The sequence below is a fragment of the Sphingobium sp. SYK-6 genome, from assembly GCF_000283515.1.
Classification (GTDB): Bacteria; Pseudomonadota; Alphaproteobacteria; order Sphingomonadales; family Sphingomonadaceae; genus Sphingobium; species Sphingobium lignivorans.
On record NC_015976.1, the window covers coordinates 1,733,228 to 1,752,630 of the forward strand.

Here is a 19,403-nt window from a genome sequence, read left to right on the forward strand (position 1 = left end):
CGGGCCGGCAGAGGCCCGCTGCTGCCGGTTCGGGATCGTCCTCATGACGGCACGCCCTGGCTTGCCGGGCGGGTGGGCGCGGCGGCGCGTGGTCAGTGCCCCATGCAGGGCCGCAATCCGTTAGCGGCTTTGCCGGGCCCGGGTCTTCATCCGTGACGGAAGATGATCGAAATAGGCGGAAATGACTGCCTGCTCATCGAATGAGGCTTCGGCGCGGGCGCGGGCGGCACGGCCCATCGCGATGCGGGCGTCCGGGGAGAGGGCAAGGAAGCGCTCGAGTTCCGCGACAAGCGCGTCCCGGTCCCGAGGCGCGCAGATGAAGCCGGTTCGCCCGGGGTCGACTGCGTCCCGGCAGCCCGGCATGTCGGTGGTGATGACCGGGCGACCGGTGGCGGCTGCTTCCAGCAGGACGCGCGGCGTGCCTTCCCGATACCATGAGGGGAGCACGACGCAGTCGGCCGAAGCGAGCGCCGGGCGGACGTCCTCGGTCTGGCCCAGATAGTCGATCACGCCCTCGCGCACCCAATCCTCGATCTGCGCGAGAGGAATGCCCGATCGACTGGCGGGATCGAGCGGACCCAGGAGCTGGAAACGCGCCTCCGGATGGCGTGCGCGCACGGCGCGGGCGGCCTCGACGAAGAGCCCGACGCCCTTGTCCCACAGCAGCCGGGCGACGAGCAGGAAGACGGTCGACGAGCCGCCCTGGGGCATGGGCTGCTGGGCGAAACGATGCAGGTCCACGCCCGAGCCGGGCAGAAGCCGGGCGCGATCCCCCTCCACCAGCCCGGCATCGAGGAAGATCGCGCGGTCATCGGGATTCTGGAAGAAGACGGCGCGCGCCCGTGCGAAGGCAAGGCCGTACAGGCCGCGCACCAGCCGGTTCAGCGCGCCCGTATCATTGAAGGCGGGGCCCAGCCCGGTGACATTGGGCACGAAGGATATGCCCAGCTGGCGGCAGGCGAGCCCGGCGTAGATATTGTTCTTGATCGTGTAGCCGAAGACGATGTCCGGCCGCTCGCGACGCAGAAAGCGATGGATGCGCCACAAAAGCGCCGTTTCAGCCAGGGGCGACGTGCCGTTGCGGTCCATGGGCAGGGGCTGGACACGGCAGCCCATGGCTTCCAGCCGATCGCGATAGCCATCGGGCGGCGCGAGGACCACCACGTCGCAACCACGCTCCAGCAGGGCATTCAGCAACCCCTGCCGGAAGTTCGCGATCTTGAAGCAGGTATTGCCGGTCAGGACGACGCGCAGCTTCATGTCACGCTCCGTAATGGCCGCGATACCATTCGACGAACTGCGCCACGCCCTCGCGCATGTCCGTGGCGGGCCGATAGCCGGTCAGGCGCTCGAGCAGGCTGCAATCGGCCCAGGTCGCCGGGACATCGCCCGCCTGCATGGGCAGGAGGTTGCGGATCACCTTGCGGCCCGTCGCGGCTTCCACGGCATCGATGAAGTCCGACAGACGCTCCTGGCGGGAATTGCCGATATTGACGATGCGCCATGGCGCCACCGGTGACAGGCTGTCGCCCTCCACGGCCGGCGCCGCCCCGGGCACGGCATCCATGAGCAGGCGGATGCCTCGCACGAGGTCACCAACATAAGTGAAGTCCCGCCACATCTCGCCATGGTTGTAGACGTCGATCGGATCGCCGTTCAGGATCGCCCGCGTGAACTTGAACAAGGCCATGTCTGGCCGGCCCCACGGGCCATAGACCGTGAAGAACCGGAACATGGTGATCGGCAGGCCGTGGATATGGGCCCAGGCATGGCCCATGGCCTCATTGGCCTTCTTGGTGGCGGCGTAGAAGGAGAGGGGCCAATCGGCCTGATGGTCCTCGGCATAGGGCAGGACGCTGTTGGCCCCGTAGACCGAGCTGGTGGATGCCATGAGCAGATGAGCGGGGCGCGCCGCCAGCGCGGCGTCCATCAGGTTGAAGGTGCCCACCATGTTCGCATCGACATAAGCGCGCGGGTTCTCGATCGAATAGCGCACGCCCGCCTGGGCAGCGAGGTGGATGACGACATCCGGCCGCGCGGCAGCCAGGGCCGTGCGCAGCGCCGCTTCATCTTCCAGCAATGCCTCGGTCGCCGTGAAAGCAGGGTGCTGGCGCAGGATGCGGTGGCGGCTCTGCTTGAGCGCGACGTCATAATAGTCCGTCAGCCCGTCATAGCCGCTGACTTCCCAACCTTCCTGCAGCAGCAGTTCCGCGAGATGGAATCCGATGAAGCCGGCGGTCCCGGTGATGAATGCGCGTTTCATGTGGTCTGTTCCGGATTAGTGGAGGGCCTGACGGAAGAGAGGTGCCAGCCGCAGCGAGCCTCTCGTCGAGAGATGATCCTCGTCCGAATACCAGCCCCCCTCGTCATCGCCGGCGGGGCAGTGCCCTTCGCGCTCGCAGAGCAGGGCCGTGGGATCCACCAGCACCACGCCGGTGCGTCCCTGCGTTGCCAGCTGCAGGATGCGGACGGTGTTCTGATACCAGGCGGGATGCCCGAGGCCGCGTTGCGGCAGGCATGCACTTGTGGGATGGCCGAAGCGGAGGGACCGGCCCATGCAGCCGGCGATCTCCGACTGCGCTTCAGGCCGCGGCATCGGCACGACGATGCGATCGGCACGCGGGCCCAGCGTGTCGAGCGTGCGGGAGAGTTCATGGAAGAGGAACGAGCCCCGCAGCTTGTCATCGGAGGCCGGCGACCGCCGCATGTCATCCAGCACCGAGCCATACCAGCGCGCACTGAGCACGACGGTGCTGAACCGCGCGCCGGAGAGGGACGCGGAAACATTGTCCAGAAAATGGCGGCAGAGGATGTTGACGCGTCCGTTGCGGGCGGCGCTGTCCTGCAGGAACGGTGGACAGGAGAGGCGCGCGAACACCTCGAGGTCCACGGCATTCTCTGCGGCGATCTTCCGGAGCGGCGGGATAAGGTCCGTCGCGTGGGAATCCCCCAGAAGAAGCATCGGCCCGGTCTTCCGGACGCCAGCCCCGGGCGCGGGGAAGCGACATGTGCCGCCGGGCGGCGCCGCCGTCGCCAGCACGCCATTGAGGCAATCTCCCACCTCCTCGGGATCGTCGATGCGGGCGATATGCGCGCGGGTCGCGGCATCCTGGCCCATGCGGGCCCCGGGGGCGGAGAGACCGATGATGCAGCCCAACGCAACGATGCCGAGGCCAACGAACGCGACGATGCGCGCGTTTCGCCGCCAGGCATGAGTGACCGGCGTCGTCTGAAAACCGCCCGCCCTGAAGGGCTGCTCCACGAACCGCCAGCTGAGCACCGCGAGGAGGATGGAGGCCAGCACGAGAATGGCGGCTTCCCCGGGCGAAGGGGCGCGCATCGCCACGTAGACGAAGAAGGACAGGAGCGGCCAGTGCCAGAGGTAGAGCGAATAGGAAATCTTGCCGAAGAACACCATCGGCCGCGCCGCCAGCACGGACTTGACCGCTGACTGGATCCTGCCGCCGCCCAGGATGATCATGGCGGTGCCTGCGCAGGCCAGGACGAGATTCGCATTGGGCGTCCGGCCCGCGATGCCCGGACTGAAAACCGCCCAGAGCACCAGTCCAAGGCCGGTGAGCAGCAGGCTGTGCCCAAGCCGGGAAGGAACAGTCCATCGCAAGCCAATCAATGCCATGACGGCGCCGAGGAGCAGCTCCCACGCGCGGAAGGGCAGGAGGAAGAAAGTGTGGCTGGCGCCAAAGGGCACGAACCGCACCACCAGCTCGGCAGCGGCCAGCGAAATCAGCAGGGACCCGACGAAGACCGGCAGGAGCAGGGATGGGAAGCGCCGCTTCAGAAACAGGAAGAGCAGCGGAAAGAAGATATAGAATTGCTCTTCGACCGCGAGCGACCAGGTGTGAAGCAGGGGATTGAGCGCCGCTTCGCTCTCGAAATAGCCCGAGCGCGCCCAGAACACGAAATTGGCAAAGAAAGCGGAGGCGCCGGCCAGGCTCCAGCCATAGTCCTGGAAATCGAGCGGCAGGAGAATGAACCAGGCGGCCAGCGTGGTCGCCAGCAGCACCGCGAAGAGCGCGGGCAGCAGCCGCAGGACACGGCGAAGATAGAATGCGGCGAGCACTTGTCCCGTCGGCCGATCGTCACCCGTCAGAATGCCGGTGATGAGATAACCCGAGATGACGAAGAAGATATCGACGCCGAGATAGCCGGAGGCGAAGCCGGGCAGATGCGCGTGATAGCCAACCACGGCCAGCACCGCGATCGCCCTCAGCCCGTCAATTTCCTTTCTGTACTTCATATCCTCCGCTCCAGGCGCGACGCGCCACGGCTTCCTGACCGGTCGTCCGGGTGATTGTTTCGGGGTGTGATCCGCGCCGCGTCTCGCAGGCTTCGCGGAGGTCCGTCGGGAGCGGACGTGTCGTCAGGCAGTCAGGGGCTTGCGGAAAACCATTTCGAAGCTCTCGCAATAATCCTTGTCCGCGACATATTGGACGGTACCGACAAGCCGCCACAGAAGGTAGAAGGGCAGGAAGAAGCTGAAATAGGTGGACCGGTAGGTCCGACGCTCGGCGATGACTTCCAGCCCTTGCGCGAGCGCTAGCCGGCGGATCTGCGAGGGCAGGCAGCGGTCATAGAAGGCAGGAAAGCCGTCGCCTTTCTTGTGAGGAAACACCGCATGCATCATCCGGCGCTTGGCCTCGTTGGGCAGGCGAAGATTGAGCTGCGCGAAGGCGGCCCTGCGGCACGGAAGCCGGACGAAGCACTTGCCTCCCGGCGCGAGCAAGGCGGCAAGGCCGGCGATGGCGGCGGCGTTGTCGGTCACGTGCTCCAGCGTGCTCCGGCACACGATCAGATCAAAGCGCCCGAACTGTGCCGCGTCCGGCGCGCAGATGTCGAGCACAGCCGTCTCCGAATAAGTCGATGGCGGGGCGTTTTTCAGTTCTTCAGCGTCAAAGTCGAGCCCGACATAGACCTTCCCGCCGGCATCGAGGCCGGCGATATAGGCATAAGGCTTCTTGCCGCCCCCCACATCGGCGACGCTATGGGCTTCCTCGAACATGGGCTTGAGTTCGTTCGGCGCGAGCGTGCCGATCTGGCGCGGTGGGTAAGGAACCAACCGATCGAACTGCCGGGCGAGCCACGAATTTGCCGCGGCAAAACGCGAAATGATGCTTGCCATGGGAATGCTCCTTGAATTCAGGTCCGGTTTCCGGCGGCGCAGGATGCCGCGAACTGCGCCCAGAAGATGGCGCGACGCTCCTCGAGCAGGCCGGCTTCATAATCCTGCGCCGTTTCCCAGTTGGTCCGCGCACTGCGGGCCATCCATGCCGTATCGCCGACGCGGCGGCGCAGAAGGGTGGCGAGTGCCGGGACATCGCCGGGCGCGATGAGGTCTTCACGGGGAAGCAGTTCGGGAATGCCTGCCACGGTCGAGGCCAGCGCCGCGCATCCCCGGCTCATCGCTTCGATCAGCGCTCTCGGCAGGCCTTCCTGCAGTGAGGGCTGCAGGTAGATGTCGATATCGTCCAGCCAGCGCCGGACGGGCTCTCCCGACGGCAGGGTTCCCTCGAAATGCACGATGTCCTGGACGCCGACCCGCGCGGCCTCTGCTCGCCAGGGTGCGGGGTCACCGCCTCCCAGGACATGCAGGGACAGGGGCGGCAAGGCAGTACGCGCCTGGGACAGTGCGGCCATCAGGGTCTGAATGCCCTTGAAGCGCCCGCGCAGGGTGCCGATCAGGCCGAGCCGGAGAGGACGCGTCCCCGCTGCCCCGATGCGGGCCAGCCGCCGTGCCAGCACCTCTTCGGACAGGTCGGTCAGGATCACGTTGGAGGCGGCCACCACATGCGCTGCTCGCGTCGGGTAGCGGCGCTGGAGAAAGTCCCGCGTCACGTAGAGCGCATGGTCGGCCTGCCGGACGACCCGCTTCGTGCGCGCCCAGGCGACCGGGGCATAAGCGCGCCCCGCCAGATTGCCATAGTTCCACAAACCATCCCAGGGACACGCGACCATCTCGACAGCCCAGGGCTTGCCGAGCGCGCGCGCGGCGGCAATGGCCATGAGGCCGATTTCACTCGGCAGCCTCGCGATCACGGCATCGTGGCGAGCGACGAGCGCACGCATGCGCCGGCGCGCGGCGGGCCGTGCCAGAGTCAGGCCCCGGGGGCTCGAGAGGTTCGGAAACAGCTCGAAACCGACGCGCGGAGCGGACGAGAGCTCCAGCTGGGAAAGGGTCTTGCCAGCCGGGATGTCACCTTGCCGTGCAGCCACCGTGAGCATGTGGAAATGCCCCAGATAACGCTGCCAGAGGCTGGCTTCGAACTGGCTCTCCGACCACACGTTCTCATCGGCGACGATGAAGCGGTGATCATGCGCAAAAATGGCTTTCATGCGGTTCGACGCGCGGCAAAGAGATAGACGAGGCAGAGGAGCGCGAGCCGCTGGCTCCCGTCCACCAGGCTGATCGAGTTGGGTTGCGTCATGCTGAAGGCGATCACCACGAGGGTCGTGACCGCGAAGGGATTGCCGGGGTCGCGCATGATCCACCGGGTGAGAGCGTGCAGCATCATGCCGAACAGGAGGTAGACCAACACCACGCCGGGCACGCTGAAGTTCCAGTAAGCCTCGGCGACGCCGTTCACCGGATAACCGACGCCGCTATAGCCCTCCATGCTGCCCTGATTACCGAACAGCAGGGCGGCGGCGTAAGCGCCGGCGCCGCGGGGCTTGTCGGGCCAGATGGCGCGCGGCACCCAGAATGCGGCCGCCGAGACATAGGTCGCGCCCCACAGATGATCCTGGACGGTCGGCACCAGCGCCGCGACCGCGAGATCCGTGTCGCGATCGCGATTCTCCCGCTCCTGCGCGGACATCGCAAAAGCGGTGTCCGGATCGAATTGCGTCAGGGAGGAAAAGTCGACCTCGCCCCGGTTCCCGCTGCGGCGGATCTCGCCAAGCACGCCGAGCAGCAACAGGGCGGCGAGGCCAGCCAGCAGCGCGCCGGTCTTGGGGAGCTTGTGATTGTGATAGATCCAGACGGCAAGCAGCATCGCGACGGGCGCGAAGAGCCCGGACCGGCTTCCCGTGGCGACGAACTGCATGACTGCCGCCAGCGCGAAGGCCGCGATGAACAGCGGCTTGCCCAATGTCTGCGGGCGATAGGCATACCACAGGATGAGGATGATCGGCAAAAAGGCATTGAGCACCAGATAATGGCCGACTTCGCTCCGCATCCCGAAGCGGCCCCCGGCCAGCGTCGACATGTGCGCCACGATCCCGCCCTGCAGCTGGAGGAACAGGAGCACGATCGCCAGGCCCAGGCAGAACAGCAGGGCGATCTTCCATCCCTCGATGCGCAGCGGGCGGGACATGCGAGGCCCGGGCCGTCCCCGCGCCACCAGCGCAAAGCCGGCATAGGCACTGACGATACCCAGCAGGTGGAGAAGGCTCAGCTTTACCCGGGCTTCCATGACATGCGTGTCGGACCAGCCGACCAGCAGGGGATGATCCAGCGCCGTGATGTCCGGAAACCACATGGCGACGGGCGCGAGCAGAGCCTCCGGGCGGCCCAGGATCTCGAAGAGGATCATGACCGTTGCGGTGAGGACAAGCGGGTGCAGCCAGCCGACAGGCGTGCCGGCGAAGCGGCGCACCAGGAAGGGCAGGAGCATCAGGGTCTGGGTCAGGAAGTGCGCGAAGGCGATGGTCAGGGCGAGTGCGGGGAAAGCGATGCTCTGCCCGGCAGGCGCGGCGAGGGCGGGGAGCATTCTCCAGAAGATGAAATAGATCATCACGAGAAGCCGCGCCGTGTTGGAAATTGGCACGAACGGATTCTGCATGGGCGCATGCGCTGCCGCCCCCGGCATGGCCGGCATGGCCAGACTTGTCATGCGCTCCGCACCGCCGGTTTGGCGATGCTCCAGGCCGCAAGGTCGAGGCCGGTCAGTGCCGCGAGGGCGGCGTTGTCAGCGGCGAGCCGGCCCCGCAGGGACTCGATCGCGCGCGCGTCTTCCGCCGGCATCCCGCGCGACGTGCGGTACTGAAGCGCACCATATCCGCGCTTGAGGACGTCCCGGAGCGCGGCGGGGGGGCGTATCCGCGCGTTGAGATAGCGCGCCGCCGCCTGCACCCGCGACATGCGGATGCTCTCGGTGCGATTGCGCGCGGCTTTCTCCATCCGTGGCATCGCCGAGGGATCGAGGCCCAGCCAGTCCAGCAGACCGTCCACCGTGCCATTCGGATCCCTGACCATGTCCTCCATGACCAGCAGCTTCAGCCGGTCCGGGCCGAGCGCTTCGAGCCATGGGGCGACGTGGAGGATGTAGCGGCTGTACGTCACCTCGCGGTCGAGCACATAGGCGCTGCCCGGGTGCCTGCACCAGTCCGGCATCAGGGACGTGCCGGCGTCCATCAGTTCGAGATACCGCGCAAAGGACAAGCCCGGGCGCAGCCGCGCGAGATTGTTCAGCGTATATTGAAAGGAACTGTACACCCGCATCGCCGGCTCGCGCAGGACGATGATGGCGCGCGCGTCCGCCATTCCCGCGATGACGTCCCGTGCCACGGGGTCGAAGACATAATGGGTGGTGCCTTCCATCCGGATCGGGGCGTCCGCGTCCGCAGGGGCGAACAGCGTCTGATAGGCGTCCATGCCGTCCGCCGCCGCATTGGGCCGCCTGGACAGGGGATGGGCGGGATCGGTGAGGAAGAACGGCTCCTTGACGCGGCTTCCGCGCACGTCGGGATGCCGGGCAAGCCAGTCGAACAGGGAGCTGGTGCCGCATTTGGGCGCGCCAAGGATGAACAGATTGGGCCTCATCTCGACGCTCCCTCTCGCCGCGCACGCGCCGCGATGTCCCGGAACAGGCCGGCATAAGCCGCGCCGATCCGGCTCGCGGAGAAATCCTGCGCGCGCGCTTCACCTGCGCTTCCGAGGTGAATGCGCAGGGCGGGATCGTCAACGAGGCGCTGCAGGGCGGCAGCGAGGGCCTCCGCATCTCCCGGCGGCACGAGCAGGCCGTTCCGACCGTCCGTGATGATTTCCGCCGGGCCGTGCGGGCAATCCGTCGACACCACCGGCGTGCCCATTGCCATGGCTTCGACAAGGACATTGCCGAACCCTTCCCACCGCGAGGAGAGGACGAAGATGTCGGCCTGCCGCATGTGGATGAACGGGTCGCGCTGAAAACCGAGGAACGTCACCCGATCGGCGATCCCGAGGTCTCTCGCCATGTTTTCCAGAGTCGCGCGCAGCTCGCCCTGACCGAGCACGTTCAGCTGGATGCCTTCTCCCCGCAGCTGCGCGAAAGCCCGCAGGAGCGTGGGATAATCCTTCTGCCGGGTCAGCCGCCCGCAGGCGAGAATGGTGCATACCGGCCCCGGCGCATGACGCGGCCAGGCCAGCGCGGACGCCATCTGCGCCGGCAGAGGTAAGCCCACATTGGGAACCACATCGATCTTCTGCGCGAGCTGGGGGACGATGCGCCGCAGCTCATCCGCAACGCCCTGCGACAGGGAGATGACGCCATCGAAAGCAGGAAAACGCCGACGGATGAGTGCCAGCTCGAGCCGATCGCGCAAGGCGGCGTCCTGCTCGTGCGAGACGGCGAGGGAGTTCTGGATGGACAGCACGGCCGCCGGGCGATGCCGTGCCCGGCGCAACGCGGCGAGTGCGGACAAAGCAGGGCTGACCATGACCGGGCAGACGACATCGGGCCGCCGCCGGTCGATCAGGTCCGCGAGGGGCCTTGAAGCGCGCACGAGCCGCAAGGTGGAGGAATTGATCCGGCCGGTATCGAGCACGACGACCTCCGCGCCCTCCGGCAGGAACTCGGCATAGCTGCCGGGCCCACGCGCGACGGCATAGACCGGCCTGATGCCGGCCGCGAGCAGCCCCGGCGCGAGACGCACCGCGTTCATCTCCGCCCCGCCGCCGCCGAGCTGCGGGAGGAAGAACAGGACCTCGAAGGGAGTGGTTTGGTGGTTCATGGGATGATTGCTGCCGTTAGCGGGCGAGGCCCAGGTAAAGCTGACGCCAGGCCTGCGCGACCTGAGCGGAGGAGAAGCGGGCTTCGGCTGTCGTACGTCCCGCCTGGCCCATGGCCGTGCGCCTGTCGGGATCAGCGGCAAGCACGCGGAGCGCCTGCGCGAGGCCCTGCCAATCGTCGGCACCGGACACCAGGCCAGCGCCGGTACGTAAGAGCATCTCGTGCGCCGAGGACACATCGACGGACACAACCGGGGTGCCGCAGGCCATCGCCTCGATCATGCAGCGAGCCAATCCCTCGCGCTCAGAAGCGACCAGGACGATGTCGGCGGCCGCAAGCCAGTCGGCGACATCGGGCCTGAAGCCATGGAACAGGACGCGCTCCGAAAAGCCAAGCTCGTCCACCGCTGCGGCGCAGGTCCGGGCGTAAAGCTCGGTTTCGGGCGCAAAGTCGCCGACCATGTGAAAGCGGGCCGGAAGATCCAGGAGCTGCGGAACGACGAGCCTTATCACCTCGAGCTGGCGCTTCTTTGCGAAAATACCGGCCACCATGACGACGGCGATCTCGCCCGGAGCGATGCCCAGCTTTGCTCGCAAGGCTTCCCGTTCCTGAACGGTGGGGGGACTGAACGTGTCGAGATCCACGATACTGCCGATCGTGTGGCGCCGATCCTGGGTAATCGGGAGCCGGTCACCCACGAAGCGGGCCATGTCGTCCGAAAGAGTCACCAGCGCATCCAGCTTGCGCACGGCGCGATGCCAGTGGCTCGGATAGCGCTCCTCGGGAGGCTTGGTGTCGCGGAGCGTGAAAGCGAGGGGGCGGCGGGTCATTTGCGCGACCGGCCTCAATATGCGGAGCGCGCGGATATCGTTTGCATGCAGGACGTCGGCGCGCCACGCCGGCGCCATGGCGCGCGCGGTCGTCAGACCGAGCTGCCACAGCCGGCGGGAAGGCCGCGCTTCTTCATCGAACGCGAAAAGCTTCACCTCGGCCCGCCCCGCGCGCCACCTTGCGGTCCGCGCGGTCTCGCGATTGGTGAGCAAGGTCCAACGGAAATCGTTTGCCAGCGCTTCGAAGATGCGGGTGGCGCTCTCCATGCCGCCATTGGACCCGCGGCCGGACTGATAGGCCGCGAACAGGATGTGTGGGGAATTCACGTCTTGCGATCCGTTATTCGGGATCAGATCCCGGCTTCATCCGGGCGCCGCAACACCGCGATGCTCACCTTGTACGGGCGGAACAACCAGAGAAACCGGTGGGCTCGGGAACGCCATTTCTTCGGGTGATAGAAAGGAAAAAGCGATTTCAGGAAGTTCTTCAGAAGGAGGGACATCTCCGCTTTGGATCGCAGGGATTCCTGGAGATAAGTCATCGACGAGACGACCTCTCCCTCCACGAGCGACAGCTCGGGAAACATCATGGCGATCTGCGCGGGGCTTGGCCGCAGACCGGTGTCGATGGGATCCTTATGGTGCGGATAGCTGTAGGGCACCGTTGCGATCAGATAGCCGCCGGGCGGGACAATGAGGCCACAGGCGCGTGAGAACACAAGTGGGTCCGTTAGATGTTCGAGGATATTGCAGCAGAGCACCACGCTCGCACCCTCGGCCGCGATCTTTTCCCGGAAGGCCTCGGACAGCACGTCGCCGACCAGATCGACGCCGGGTGCCGCCTTCATGTCGCAATGAATGAACCGGAATCCCTTGGCTTCCAGCGGAGCAATCAGGGACTCGTGCACATGCGGCTGCATGACCCTGCGGAAATAGTCAGTGGACGATCCGATGTTCAGTATCGTCCGTTCGCCGACATTCGGGAGCGCTTCGATCAGAGCGCGGACACGGTCTGCTTCTTCCGGGCGCATATCAGTGGCGCCCTTCCAGGGCGACAGATCCGGGCAATGGCGGGCTGGCGTCCAGCACGACGTTGAAATTGTTGCGACGCACGCTCATGGCGCCATGCACAAGCCGCTGGATGGCCGGCACAGGGCTCAGTGCTTTCACCAGCCTCGATCCCGTCGGCATGGGAACCAACCGGACCTGGATATCACGGTAGCCGGCACGTTTCGCCAGATTGCCGAAATTCAGCGGCGTCCATGTGTGAAGATGCTGGTAGTCATTCTCGCGCCACGACCGGTGCATCCTCCCGGTCGGCATCTCGCACGGAACCACGAGCCGAATGCGCCCATTCGGCTTCACCACCCGGGCAATCGCCACAAGCACGTCCAACGGATAATCCACATGCTCGATGGCATGGAAACTGATGGCCAGATCGAAGCTGCCGGGCGCCAGTTCATCCAGTGACGAAACCACGTCGATTCCCCGTGATCGGGCAACTTCCGCGGCGGATTCGCCAATTTCGACACCGGCGCGGTAGGAGGCCGGCAGGCGCTCCAATATGCCGCCCGTGCCGCAGCCAAAATCGACCGTGCGCGCATCGGGGCGGGCGACATCGCCGAACAGGGTGGCGCGTTGCATCTGCACCTTGTCGGTCGCCGCTTCGCCGCGCTGTGCGAGAAAGTGGTCGCCACCTTCGCCGGAATAATGTGCGTTCTTCATATTCATTCCCTTTCAGACCGGTGGTCCTTCAGGCCGCTGATCGGAAGCAGGCCCTGAGCACCAGCCAGCTGGCGCCCCAGATGATTGCGGCAGAAATCACTTGCGCCATCGCGGCGCCGACCATGCCAAGGGACGGCACGGCGACGATCAGGGTCAGCAGGAAGGCGCCGATCGCCCACAGGTAGATCTCGAGCAGCCGCGTCGGAGAAATGAAGGCCTGGACGAAGCCGCCAAATGTGGCTGCGGAGAGCATGATGGTCGAGCCGAGCACCAGGACGAGGAGCGCGGGCCCCCCAGCTGCGAATTCCGGGCCGAAAGCCAGCCCCAGGAGGAAGCTGCCGAGCAGCCAGGTCCCCAGAATGATGACACTGCCCGGCACGAGCCCCATCAGGGCCAGCCGTGTCAGCAATGCGCGGGCGCGTACCAAGTCTCTGGTTGCGGCCAGGCGAGAGGTCTCGGTGAAGGTCGCGCTGGAGATCGCGGCGATCACCTTGCTCATCGGCCCCACGACCTGACGGAGCACGCCGTAAACCCCGACTACGGCCGTGCTCCAGAAATAGCCGAGGACGAAAACGTCCATGCGCGTGCGCAGGCTGTTGATGGTCGAGGTGCCCCAGGTCGTCCAGCTGTACCTGATGAACTCCGCCATCATGGGGCTGCGCTGCAGGTCCCCGAGCCTGAAAGAGGGCAGGACGCCGTTTCGCCGCAGGAGGCGAAAGCCCAGGAAAAAATGGAGAAGGTTGGTCAGGGCCAGATTTGCAGCGAAGGCGACCAGATAGTGTTCCAGCGGCGCATCGTTCATGTAGAAAACGGCCGAGACGATCAGGTTCAGCGTGGCGCCGATCACCTGCAACAGGCTGACCTTCCCGAACGCATCGAACAGCCGAAATACGCCGTTCATGGCGGATATTCCCGAGAGAAACACGGTGAGCGTATAGGCCAGCAGGTAGTGCAGGTAAGGCGTGAGCGCCGGATTGAGTGACACGAACCACGGCAGGGCAATCAGCGCGATGATACCTCCGACCGCTCCAGCCAGAAGATCCAGCGCGATCGCGATTCCGGTCACGATATTCAGCCGCTCCGGCAGGCCATCGGACATCGCCTGCGTGCACAGCCTGATACAGGACTGCTGAGTGCCGAAGGAAACAAATCCGCCCAGGAATGCGACATAGGCCTGAATGAGGGTGAGAACCCCAAGGCCTTCCGCGCCGAGAGCCCGTGCATTCAGCCAGACGGTTGCGAAAGTGATCAGTGTGGCGGAGCCAGTGCCTCCGAGCAGTATGAGCAGATTGCGGCGGATCGTGCGGACGAGCGTCTCAACGGTCATTTGCGGTGTGGCCGGAGGCGTTCTCAGGCATTCTCCACCTCCATGATCCCGGCGAAATAGGCGACTGTCCGCGCCAGTCCTTCGTCCAGCGGGACGCCCGGTTCCCACTGCAGGGCCCGCCGGGCGAGGCCGATGTCCGGGCAGCGCTGGGTCGGATCGTCCTGGGGGAGGGGGTGGAAGGAGAGCGTGGAGCGGGAGTTGGTGAGGGCGATCACTTTCTCGGCAAGTTCGATCATGGTGAACTCGCCCGGATTGCCGAGATTGACCGGGCCGGTGAAGCCCTCCGGACTGTCCATGAGCCGCAGGAAGCCTTCGACCAGATCGTCCACATAGCAGAAGGAACGGGTCTGGGTGCCGTCACCGTAGATGGTGATGTCTTGCCCGCGCAGGGCCTGCACGATGAAGTTCGAGACCACCCGCCCGTCATTGGGATGCATGCGCGGGCCATAAGTGTTGAAGATGCGGGCGACCTTGATGTCGAGCCCGAGCTGGCGATGATAATCGAAGAACAGCGTCTCCGCGCAGCGCTTGCCTTCGTCATAGCAGGAGCGGATGCCGACCGAATTCACATTGCCCCAGTAATCCTCGCGCTGGGGATGGACGGTGGGGTCGCCATAGACTTCCGATGTCGAGGCCTGGAAGATCCGGCAGCCGAGGCGCTTGGCCAGTCCCAGCATGTTGATGGCGCCATGGACGGACGTCTTCGTCGTCTGCACGGGGTCATGCTGGTAATGGATGGGCGCGGCGGGGCAGGCGAGATTGTAGATCTCGTCCACTTCCACATAGAGCGGGAACGTGACGTCATGCCGCAGGAACTCGAAGCGGGGATTGGCATGGAGATGCTCGATGTTCCGCTTGGTGCCGGTGAACAGATTGTCGACGCACAGCACCTCGTCGCCCCGTTCGAGAAGCCGGTCGATAAGATGCGACCCGAGGAAACCGGCGCCGCCGGTCACGAGGATGCGCTTGCGGGAATCGTAAAGGCGTTTCTGGGACATGGCCTGCTCTTTGGTGAGGAGGATGATTGCGTGCGTGGGACGGGGCGGTCGCCGGGGGGCGAGCGCGTCGGTCGTGAAAAGGATGGCCGGTCAGCGGGCTTTCAGCGGCCGATGCCTTCGTAGGCGCGGAAGCCGGCCGCGATCGCGTCTCCCGGCTCATAGATATTGCGCAGGTCGGCCATCAGCGGAGTGGCCATCGTGTCCGCCAGCCGCTTGAGGTCGAGGGCGCGGAATTCGTTCCATTCGGTGAGGATCAGGAGGCAATCCGCCCGCGCCGCGGCGGCATAGGGATCATCGAACCAGGCTGCGCCCGGGAGCATGGCCGCTCCTTCCTTGCGGCCATGCGGGTCGACGATACGTACCGATGCGCCCGCGCCGACGAGGGCCGGCACGATGGTGAGCGATGGCGCGTCCCGCATGTCGTCCGTGCCCGGCTTGAAGGTCACGCCGAGAACCGCCACCGTCTTGCCGTTGACGGAGCCACCGCACAGATCGAGCACCTTGTCGATCATCCGCCGCTTGGTGAGGTCATTGACCGCGATCACCGTCTCGGTGATCCGCTGGGGAACGCCATGTTCCTGGCCGATGCGGGCGAGCGCCGAAGTGTCCTTGGGGAAGCAGGAGCCGCCATAGCCCGGCCCGGCATGGAGGAACTTGTTGCCGATCCGGCCGTCCAGGCCCATCCCGCGGGACACGGCCTTCACGTCCGCGCCGACCCGCTCGCAGAGCGCGGCGATCTCGTTGATGAAACTGATCTTCGCGGCCAGGAAGGCATTGGCGGCATATTTGATCATCTCGGCGGATTCGAGGTCGGTATAGACGATCGGGAAATCGCGCAGATAAAGGGGACGGTAGATGTCGCCCATGATCGCCCGGGCCCGCTCGCTCTCCACGCCGACGACCACCCGATCAGGCTTCATGAAGTCCTCGATGGCAGCGCCCTCGCGAAGGAACTCCGGATTGGATGCCACGTCGAACGCGGCTTGCGGGTTCGCGGCGCGGATCGCTGCCTCGACCTTGCGGTTCGTCCCGACGGGAACGGTGGACTTGGTGACCACCACGGCATAGCCGGTCAGGGCACGCGCGATGTCCTGCGCCGCAGCCATCACATAAGTGAGGTCGGCATGGCCATCGCCGCGCCGGGTGGGGGTGCCCACCGCGATGAAGACCGCATCGGCGCCGTCCACCGCCTCATCGAGATCCGTGGTGAAGCGCAGCCGCCCGGCAGCGACATTGCGGGCCATGACGGCATCGAGGCCCGGCTCGTAGATGGGGACGTCCCCATTCTCCAGCATGGCGATCTTTTCAGGAACCCGGTCCACACAGACGACGTCGTGGCCGAAATCGGAGAAACATACCCCGGAAACGAGACCGACATATCCCGTTCCGATCATCGCAATTTTCATGTCTTACCCTTGTCGTGACGTTCAGTGGCTTCCCGGCACCAGTCCGCCCCGCCGCGTGGCGCAGCGTTCATCGGACCGGGCACGGAGCCGGTGCTGGAGAAACATGTCGTGAGGCGCTCCCGGGCAGGAGAGCCAGGCAGCGGGCTGCCGGAGGGATCGTCCGCCCCTTGGGGGCGGTCTGGCAGGCGTGAAGGTTCAGTCCCCGGAGGACGGGGGTTCGCCGAACTCGCCTTGCAATTGCTCAAGCTCGGCCTTGATCGCTTCATATTCGGTCATCTTGCGCTCGATGAAGCGGACCGCGAGGTTCGCGCGATGCGCGATCCCCTCGGGAGTCAGCACGTAGACATAACCGAGCTTGTTCTTCGACGCCTTGAAGTTGGCGAGCTTGACATGGCCTTTGTCGAGCAGGGCGCGAACACAGTAATTGACCGCGCCAAGGCTGACACCCAGTTCCTCGGCGATCTCGCGTTGCGAGGCATCCGGCCGCTTCTCGATAAGGCGGAGAATCCGGAACTGCGCTTCGTCGCGTTGACGATCAGCTTTGCTATTTGGCATGGTGCGGATCAGCCAGGAGCGGAGCAAAGCTACCGCACGGCGGGTGAATGAGACCCTTCCGCAATCTGTTCGTAAAGCGAGCAGGCTGAGCCCTCTCGTTCATGCGTGAACGCTAATCGATTCGCGCGGATTCGGAAAGCCCTTTTTCGTGTGGGCGACATTTTCTGTCAGCCTGTCTCCCGTTCGCGGTCCTTGCGGTCGCGCGAACGGGGAAAGGAATATTTGCTGCGCCGCCAAAAGCAGGTCGCGGAAAAGGGGGAGCGTGGGGTCAGCGCCCCGTCCAGGTCGGCGGCCGTTTCTCGATGAAGGCGGACATGCCCTCGGCCTTGTCCTGCGTCGAGGCGAGCAACTGGAACAGGCGCCGCTCGTTCACAAGCCCTTGCGAAAGCGAGGTTTCGAAGGCGACATTGACCAGTTCCTTGTTCGCGATCGCCGCGAGTGGCGGCATGGCGGCGATGGCTTTCGCCGTCGACAGCGCTTCGTCGAGCAGATCGGCCGCCGGCACCACGCGGGCGACGAGGCCGGCGCGTTCGGCCTCAGCCGCGTCCATGCGGCGGCCGGTCAGGCACATTTCCATCGCCTTGGCCTTGCCCAGCGCGCGCGTGAGGCGCTGCGATCCGCCCATGCCCGGCGCGACGCCGAGCGTGATTTCCGGCTGGCCGAACTTCGCGGTGTCGGCAGCGATGATGAAGTCCGCCATCATCGCGAGCTCGCACCCGCCGCCGAGCGCGAAGCCGGCGACGGCGGCGATCCAGGGCTTGCGCGTCGCGCAAACGCGCGTGTTCCATTCCGCATAGAGTTCCGCAGCAAACATGTCTGCGCCGGACTTGTCGGCCATCTCCTTGATGTCCGCACCGGCCGCAAATGCCTTCTCGCTGCCCGTGACGACCAGGCAGCGCTGGCCGGGATCGGCATCATAAGCCGCCATGACATCGATCAGATCGGCGAGGACCTGGCTGTTCAGGGCATTGAGGGCTTGCGGACGATTGAGCGTGACCAGCGTGACAGCGTCGTGTCGTTCCACAAGGATCGTTTCGTAGCTCATGACTGCATCTCCCTTGGTGGCATGGGCGAGCCGGTGGCGGGGCATCTTCCTGCGACAAGCGACTGACCGGTCTTGCCCGCCGATGCAAGGAATGGATCGGCAAGGCCGGGGCCGCAAGCCCGGGAATGGATGAGCCGCCCCTGTCCTTGCCCTTGATGGCCGGACCGCGAACGCGCGCTGCCCGGCCAGCCATGAGCCCGAGGAGGCGCCTCGTTACAGGATATATTTGGAGAGGTCGGTGTCCTTCGCGATGCCGGAAAGCTGACGCTCGACATAATCGGCATCGATACGGATGCTCTCGCCCGCGCGGCTGTCCGCCTCGAAGCTCACATCCTCGAACAGTTTCTCCATCACCGTCTGCAGGCGGCGGGCACCGATATTCTCGACCTGCTCGTTCACGCTGGCGGCGATCCGCGCAATGGCCCGGATACCGTCCGGCGCGAGGTCGACCGTGACGCCCTCCGTCGCCAGCAACGCGGCATATTGCTCGGGCAGGGAGGCCTTGGTGTCGGAAAGGATCGCGATGAAATCCTCTTCGGTCAGGCCCTTCAGCTCGACACGGATGGGGAGGCGGCCCTGCAATTCCGGCAGGAGATCGCTCGGCTTGGCGACGTGGAACGCGCCGGACGCGATGAACAGGATATGGTCCGTCTTGAGCGGGCCATATTTGGTGGCGACCGTCGTGCCCTCGATGAGCGGCAGCAGGTCGCGCTGCACGCCCTCGCGGCTCACCGATCCGCCGCGCACGTCGCTGACAGCGATCTTGTCGATCTCGTCGAGGAACACGATGCCGTTCTGCTCCGCCGAGGCGATGGCGACGCGGGCGACGTCATCCTGGTCGAGGCGCTTGTCCTGCTCCTCCTCGACCAGCTTGTCCCAGGCATCGGCCACGCGCATCTTGCGGCGCTTGCGCTGCTGCTGGCCCAGCGCCTTGGACATCATGTCCGAGAGATTGATCATGCCGACATTGCCGCCCATGCCGGGGATTTCCATCGGCATGGAGGGGCTGTCGGCGACCTCGACCTCCACTTCCACGTCGTTCATCTGGTTGCCCTCGATGCGCTGGCGGAAGGAGAGGCGAGTGGCCTCGCTTGCTTCCTTGCCGGTGAGGGCATCGAGCAGGCGGCCCATCGCTGCCTCGGACGCGGCGTCGCGCACGGCCTCCCGGCGGCGCTCGCGCTCCAGGCGCACGGCTTCCTCGACGAGATCGCGCACGATCTGCTCGACGTCGCGGCCGACATAACCCACCTCGGTGAACTTGGTGGCTTCGACCTTGATGAACGGCGCATCCGCGAGCTTCGCGAGACGCCGGCTGATCTCGGTCTTGCCGCAGCCGGTGGGGCCGATCATCAGGATGTTCTTGGGCGTGACCTCGTCGCGCAGCTCGGGCGCCAGCTTCTGCCGGCGCCAGCGATTGCGCAGGGCGACGGCCACGGCGCGCTTGGCGTCGGCCTGACCGATGATGTGGGAATCAAGCGCCGCGACGATGGCTTTGGGCGTGAGATTGTCGTTCATGTCTGTCTCTTGTCTGTCGTCATTCCGACGGGTGCGGGGAGGCGGGGCGGGGATC

The 19,403-nt window shown here is 65.6% G+C and carries 17 protein-coding genes; all 17 read right to left on the reverse strand.

Annotated elements, in window-relative coordinates; translation table 11 throughout:
* Positions 1-120: 120 nt before the first annotated feature.
* Positions 121-1,260: a glycosyltransferase family 4 protein gene (locus SLG_RS07800; RefSeq protein ID WP_014075909.1), complete on the reverse strand. Its 1,140-nt coding sequence runs from the start codon at positions 1,258-1,260 to the stop codon at positions 121-123.
* 1 nt (position 1,261) lies between these two features.
* Positions 1,262-2,263 (reverse strand): NAD-dependent epimerase/dehydratase family protein, encoded by a 1,002-nt coding sequence (locus SLG_RS07805; protein WP_014075910.1) that lies wholly within the window; start codon positions 2,261-2,263, stop codon positions 1,262-1,264.
* A 15-nt stretch (positions 2,264-2,278) separates the two neighbouring features.
* The gene (locus SLG_RS20325; protein ID WP_014075911.1) at positions 2,279-4,258 is read right to left on the reverse strand and encodes an acyltransferase family protein; all 1,980 of its coding nucleotides are present in this window, start codon (positions 4,256-4,258) and stop codon (positions 2,279-2,281) included.
* Between the two features lie 123 nt (positions 4,259-4,381).
* Positions 4,382-5,140 carry a methyltransferase domain-containing protein gene (locus tag SLG_RS20330; protein ID WP_014075912.1) on the reverse strand — a complete coding sequence of 253 codons (759 nt, stop codon included), beginning with the start codon at positions 5,138-5,140 and terminating at the stop codon, positions 4,382-4,384.
* 17 nt (positions 5,141-5,157) lie between these two features.
* Complete coding sequence (locus SLG_RS07820; RefSeq protein ID WP_014075913.1) at positions 5,158-6,351, reverse strand: glycosyltransferase family 4 protein; 1,194 nt, start codon at positions 6,349-6,351, stop codon at positions 5,158-5,160.
* Positions 6,348-7,850, reverse strand: coding sequence for a hypothetical protein (locus SLG_RS07825; RefSeq protein ID WP_014075914.1), 1,503 nt, complete (start codon positions 7,848-7,850; stop codon positions 6,348-6,350). The genes SLG_RS07820 and SLG_RS07825 overlap by 4 nt, the downstream gene beginning before the upstream one ends.
* A complete protein-coding gene (locus tag SLG_RS07830) occupies positions 7,847-8,779 on the reverse strand; it encodes a sulfotransferase family protein (protein ID WP_014075915.1) in 933 nt (310 codons plus the stop codon). The genes SLG_RS07825 and SLG_RS07830 overlap by 4 nt, the downstream gene beginning before the upstream one ends.
* Entirely contained in the window at positions 8,776-9,948 is a 1,173-nt protein-coding gene (locus tag SLG_RS07835; RefSeq protein WP_014075916.1) for a glycosyltransferase, read from the reverse strand. Before SLG_RS07835 ends, SLG_RS07830 begins: the two co-directional genes overlap by 4 nt.
* A gap of 16 nt (positions 9,949-9,964) precedes the next feature.
* The gene (locus SLG_RS07840) at positions 9,965-11,104 is read right to left on the reverse strand and encodes a glycosyltransferase family 4 protein (RefSeq protein WP_014075917.1); all 1,140 of its coding nucleotides are present in this window, start codon (positions 11,102-11,104) and stop codon (positions 9,965-9,967) included.
* A gap of 23 nt (positions 11,105-11,127) precedes the next feature.
* Positions 11,128-11,808, reverse strand: a complete 681-nt coding sequence (locus SLG_RS07845) for a hypothetical protein (RefSeq protein WP_014075918.1) — start codon at positions 11,806-11,808, stop codon at positions 11,128-11,130.
* A 1-nt stretch (position 11,809) separates the two neighbouring features.
* The gene (locus tag SLG_RS07850; protein ID WP_158512694.1) at positions 11,810-12,502 is read right to left on the reverse strand and encodes a class I SAM-dependent methyltransferase; all 693 of its coding nucleotides are present in this window, start codon (positions 12,500-12,502) and stop codon (positions 11,810-11,812) included.
* A gap of 28 nt (positions 12,503-12,530) precedes the next feature.
* A complete protein-coding gene (locus SLG_RS07855) occupies positions 12,531-13,829 on the reverse strand; it encodes an oligosaccharide flippase family protein (RefSeq protein ID WP_014075920.1) in 1,299 nt (432 codons plus the stop codon).
* A 23-nt stretch (positions 13,830-13,852) separates the two neighbouring features.
* Positions 13,853-14,827 carry a UDP-glucuronic acid decarboxylase family protein gene (locus tag SLG_RS07860; protein WP_014075921.1) on the reverse strand — a complete coding sequence of 325 codons (975 nt, stop codon included), beginning with the start codon at positions 14,825-14,827 and terminating at the stop codon, positions 13,853-13,855.
* Positions 14,828-14,928: 101 nt separating this feature from the next.
* The gene (locus SLG_RS07865; protein WP_014075922.1) at positions 14,929-16,233 is read right to left on the reverse strand and encodes a UDP-glucose dehydrogenase family protein; all 1,305 of its coding nucleotides are present in this window, start codon (positions 16,231-16,233) and stop codon (positions 14,929-14,931) included.
* Between the two features lie 195 nt (positions 16,234-16,428).
* Positions 16,429-16,788 carry a MarR family EPS-associated transcriptional regulator gene (locus SLG_RS07870; protein WP_014075923.1) on the reverse strand — a complete coding sequence of 120 codons (360 nt, stop codon included), beginning with the start codon at positions 16,786-16,788 and terminating at the stop codon, positions 16,429-16,431.
* 268 nt (positions 16,789-17,056) lie between these two features.
* Positions 17,057-17,833 carry an enoyl-CoA hydratase-related protein gene (locus SLG_RS07875; RefSeq protein ID WP_014075924.1) on the reverse strand — a complete coding sequence of 259 codons (777 nt, stop codon included), beginning with the start codon at positions 17,831-17,833 and terminating at the stop codon, positions 17,057-17,059.
* 213 nt (positions 17,834-18,046) lie between these two features.
* Positions 18,047-19,348 carry an ATP-dependent protease ATPase subunit HslU gene (gene hslU / locus SLG_RS07880; protein ID WP_014075925.1) on the reverse strand — a complete coding sequence of 434 codons (1,302 nt, stop codon included), beginning with the start codon at positions 19,346-19,348 and terminating at the stop codon, positions 18,047-18,049.
* Between the last annotated feature and the right edge of the window lie 55 nt (positions 19,349-19,403).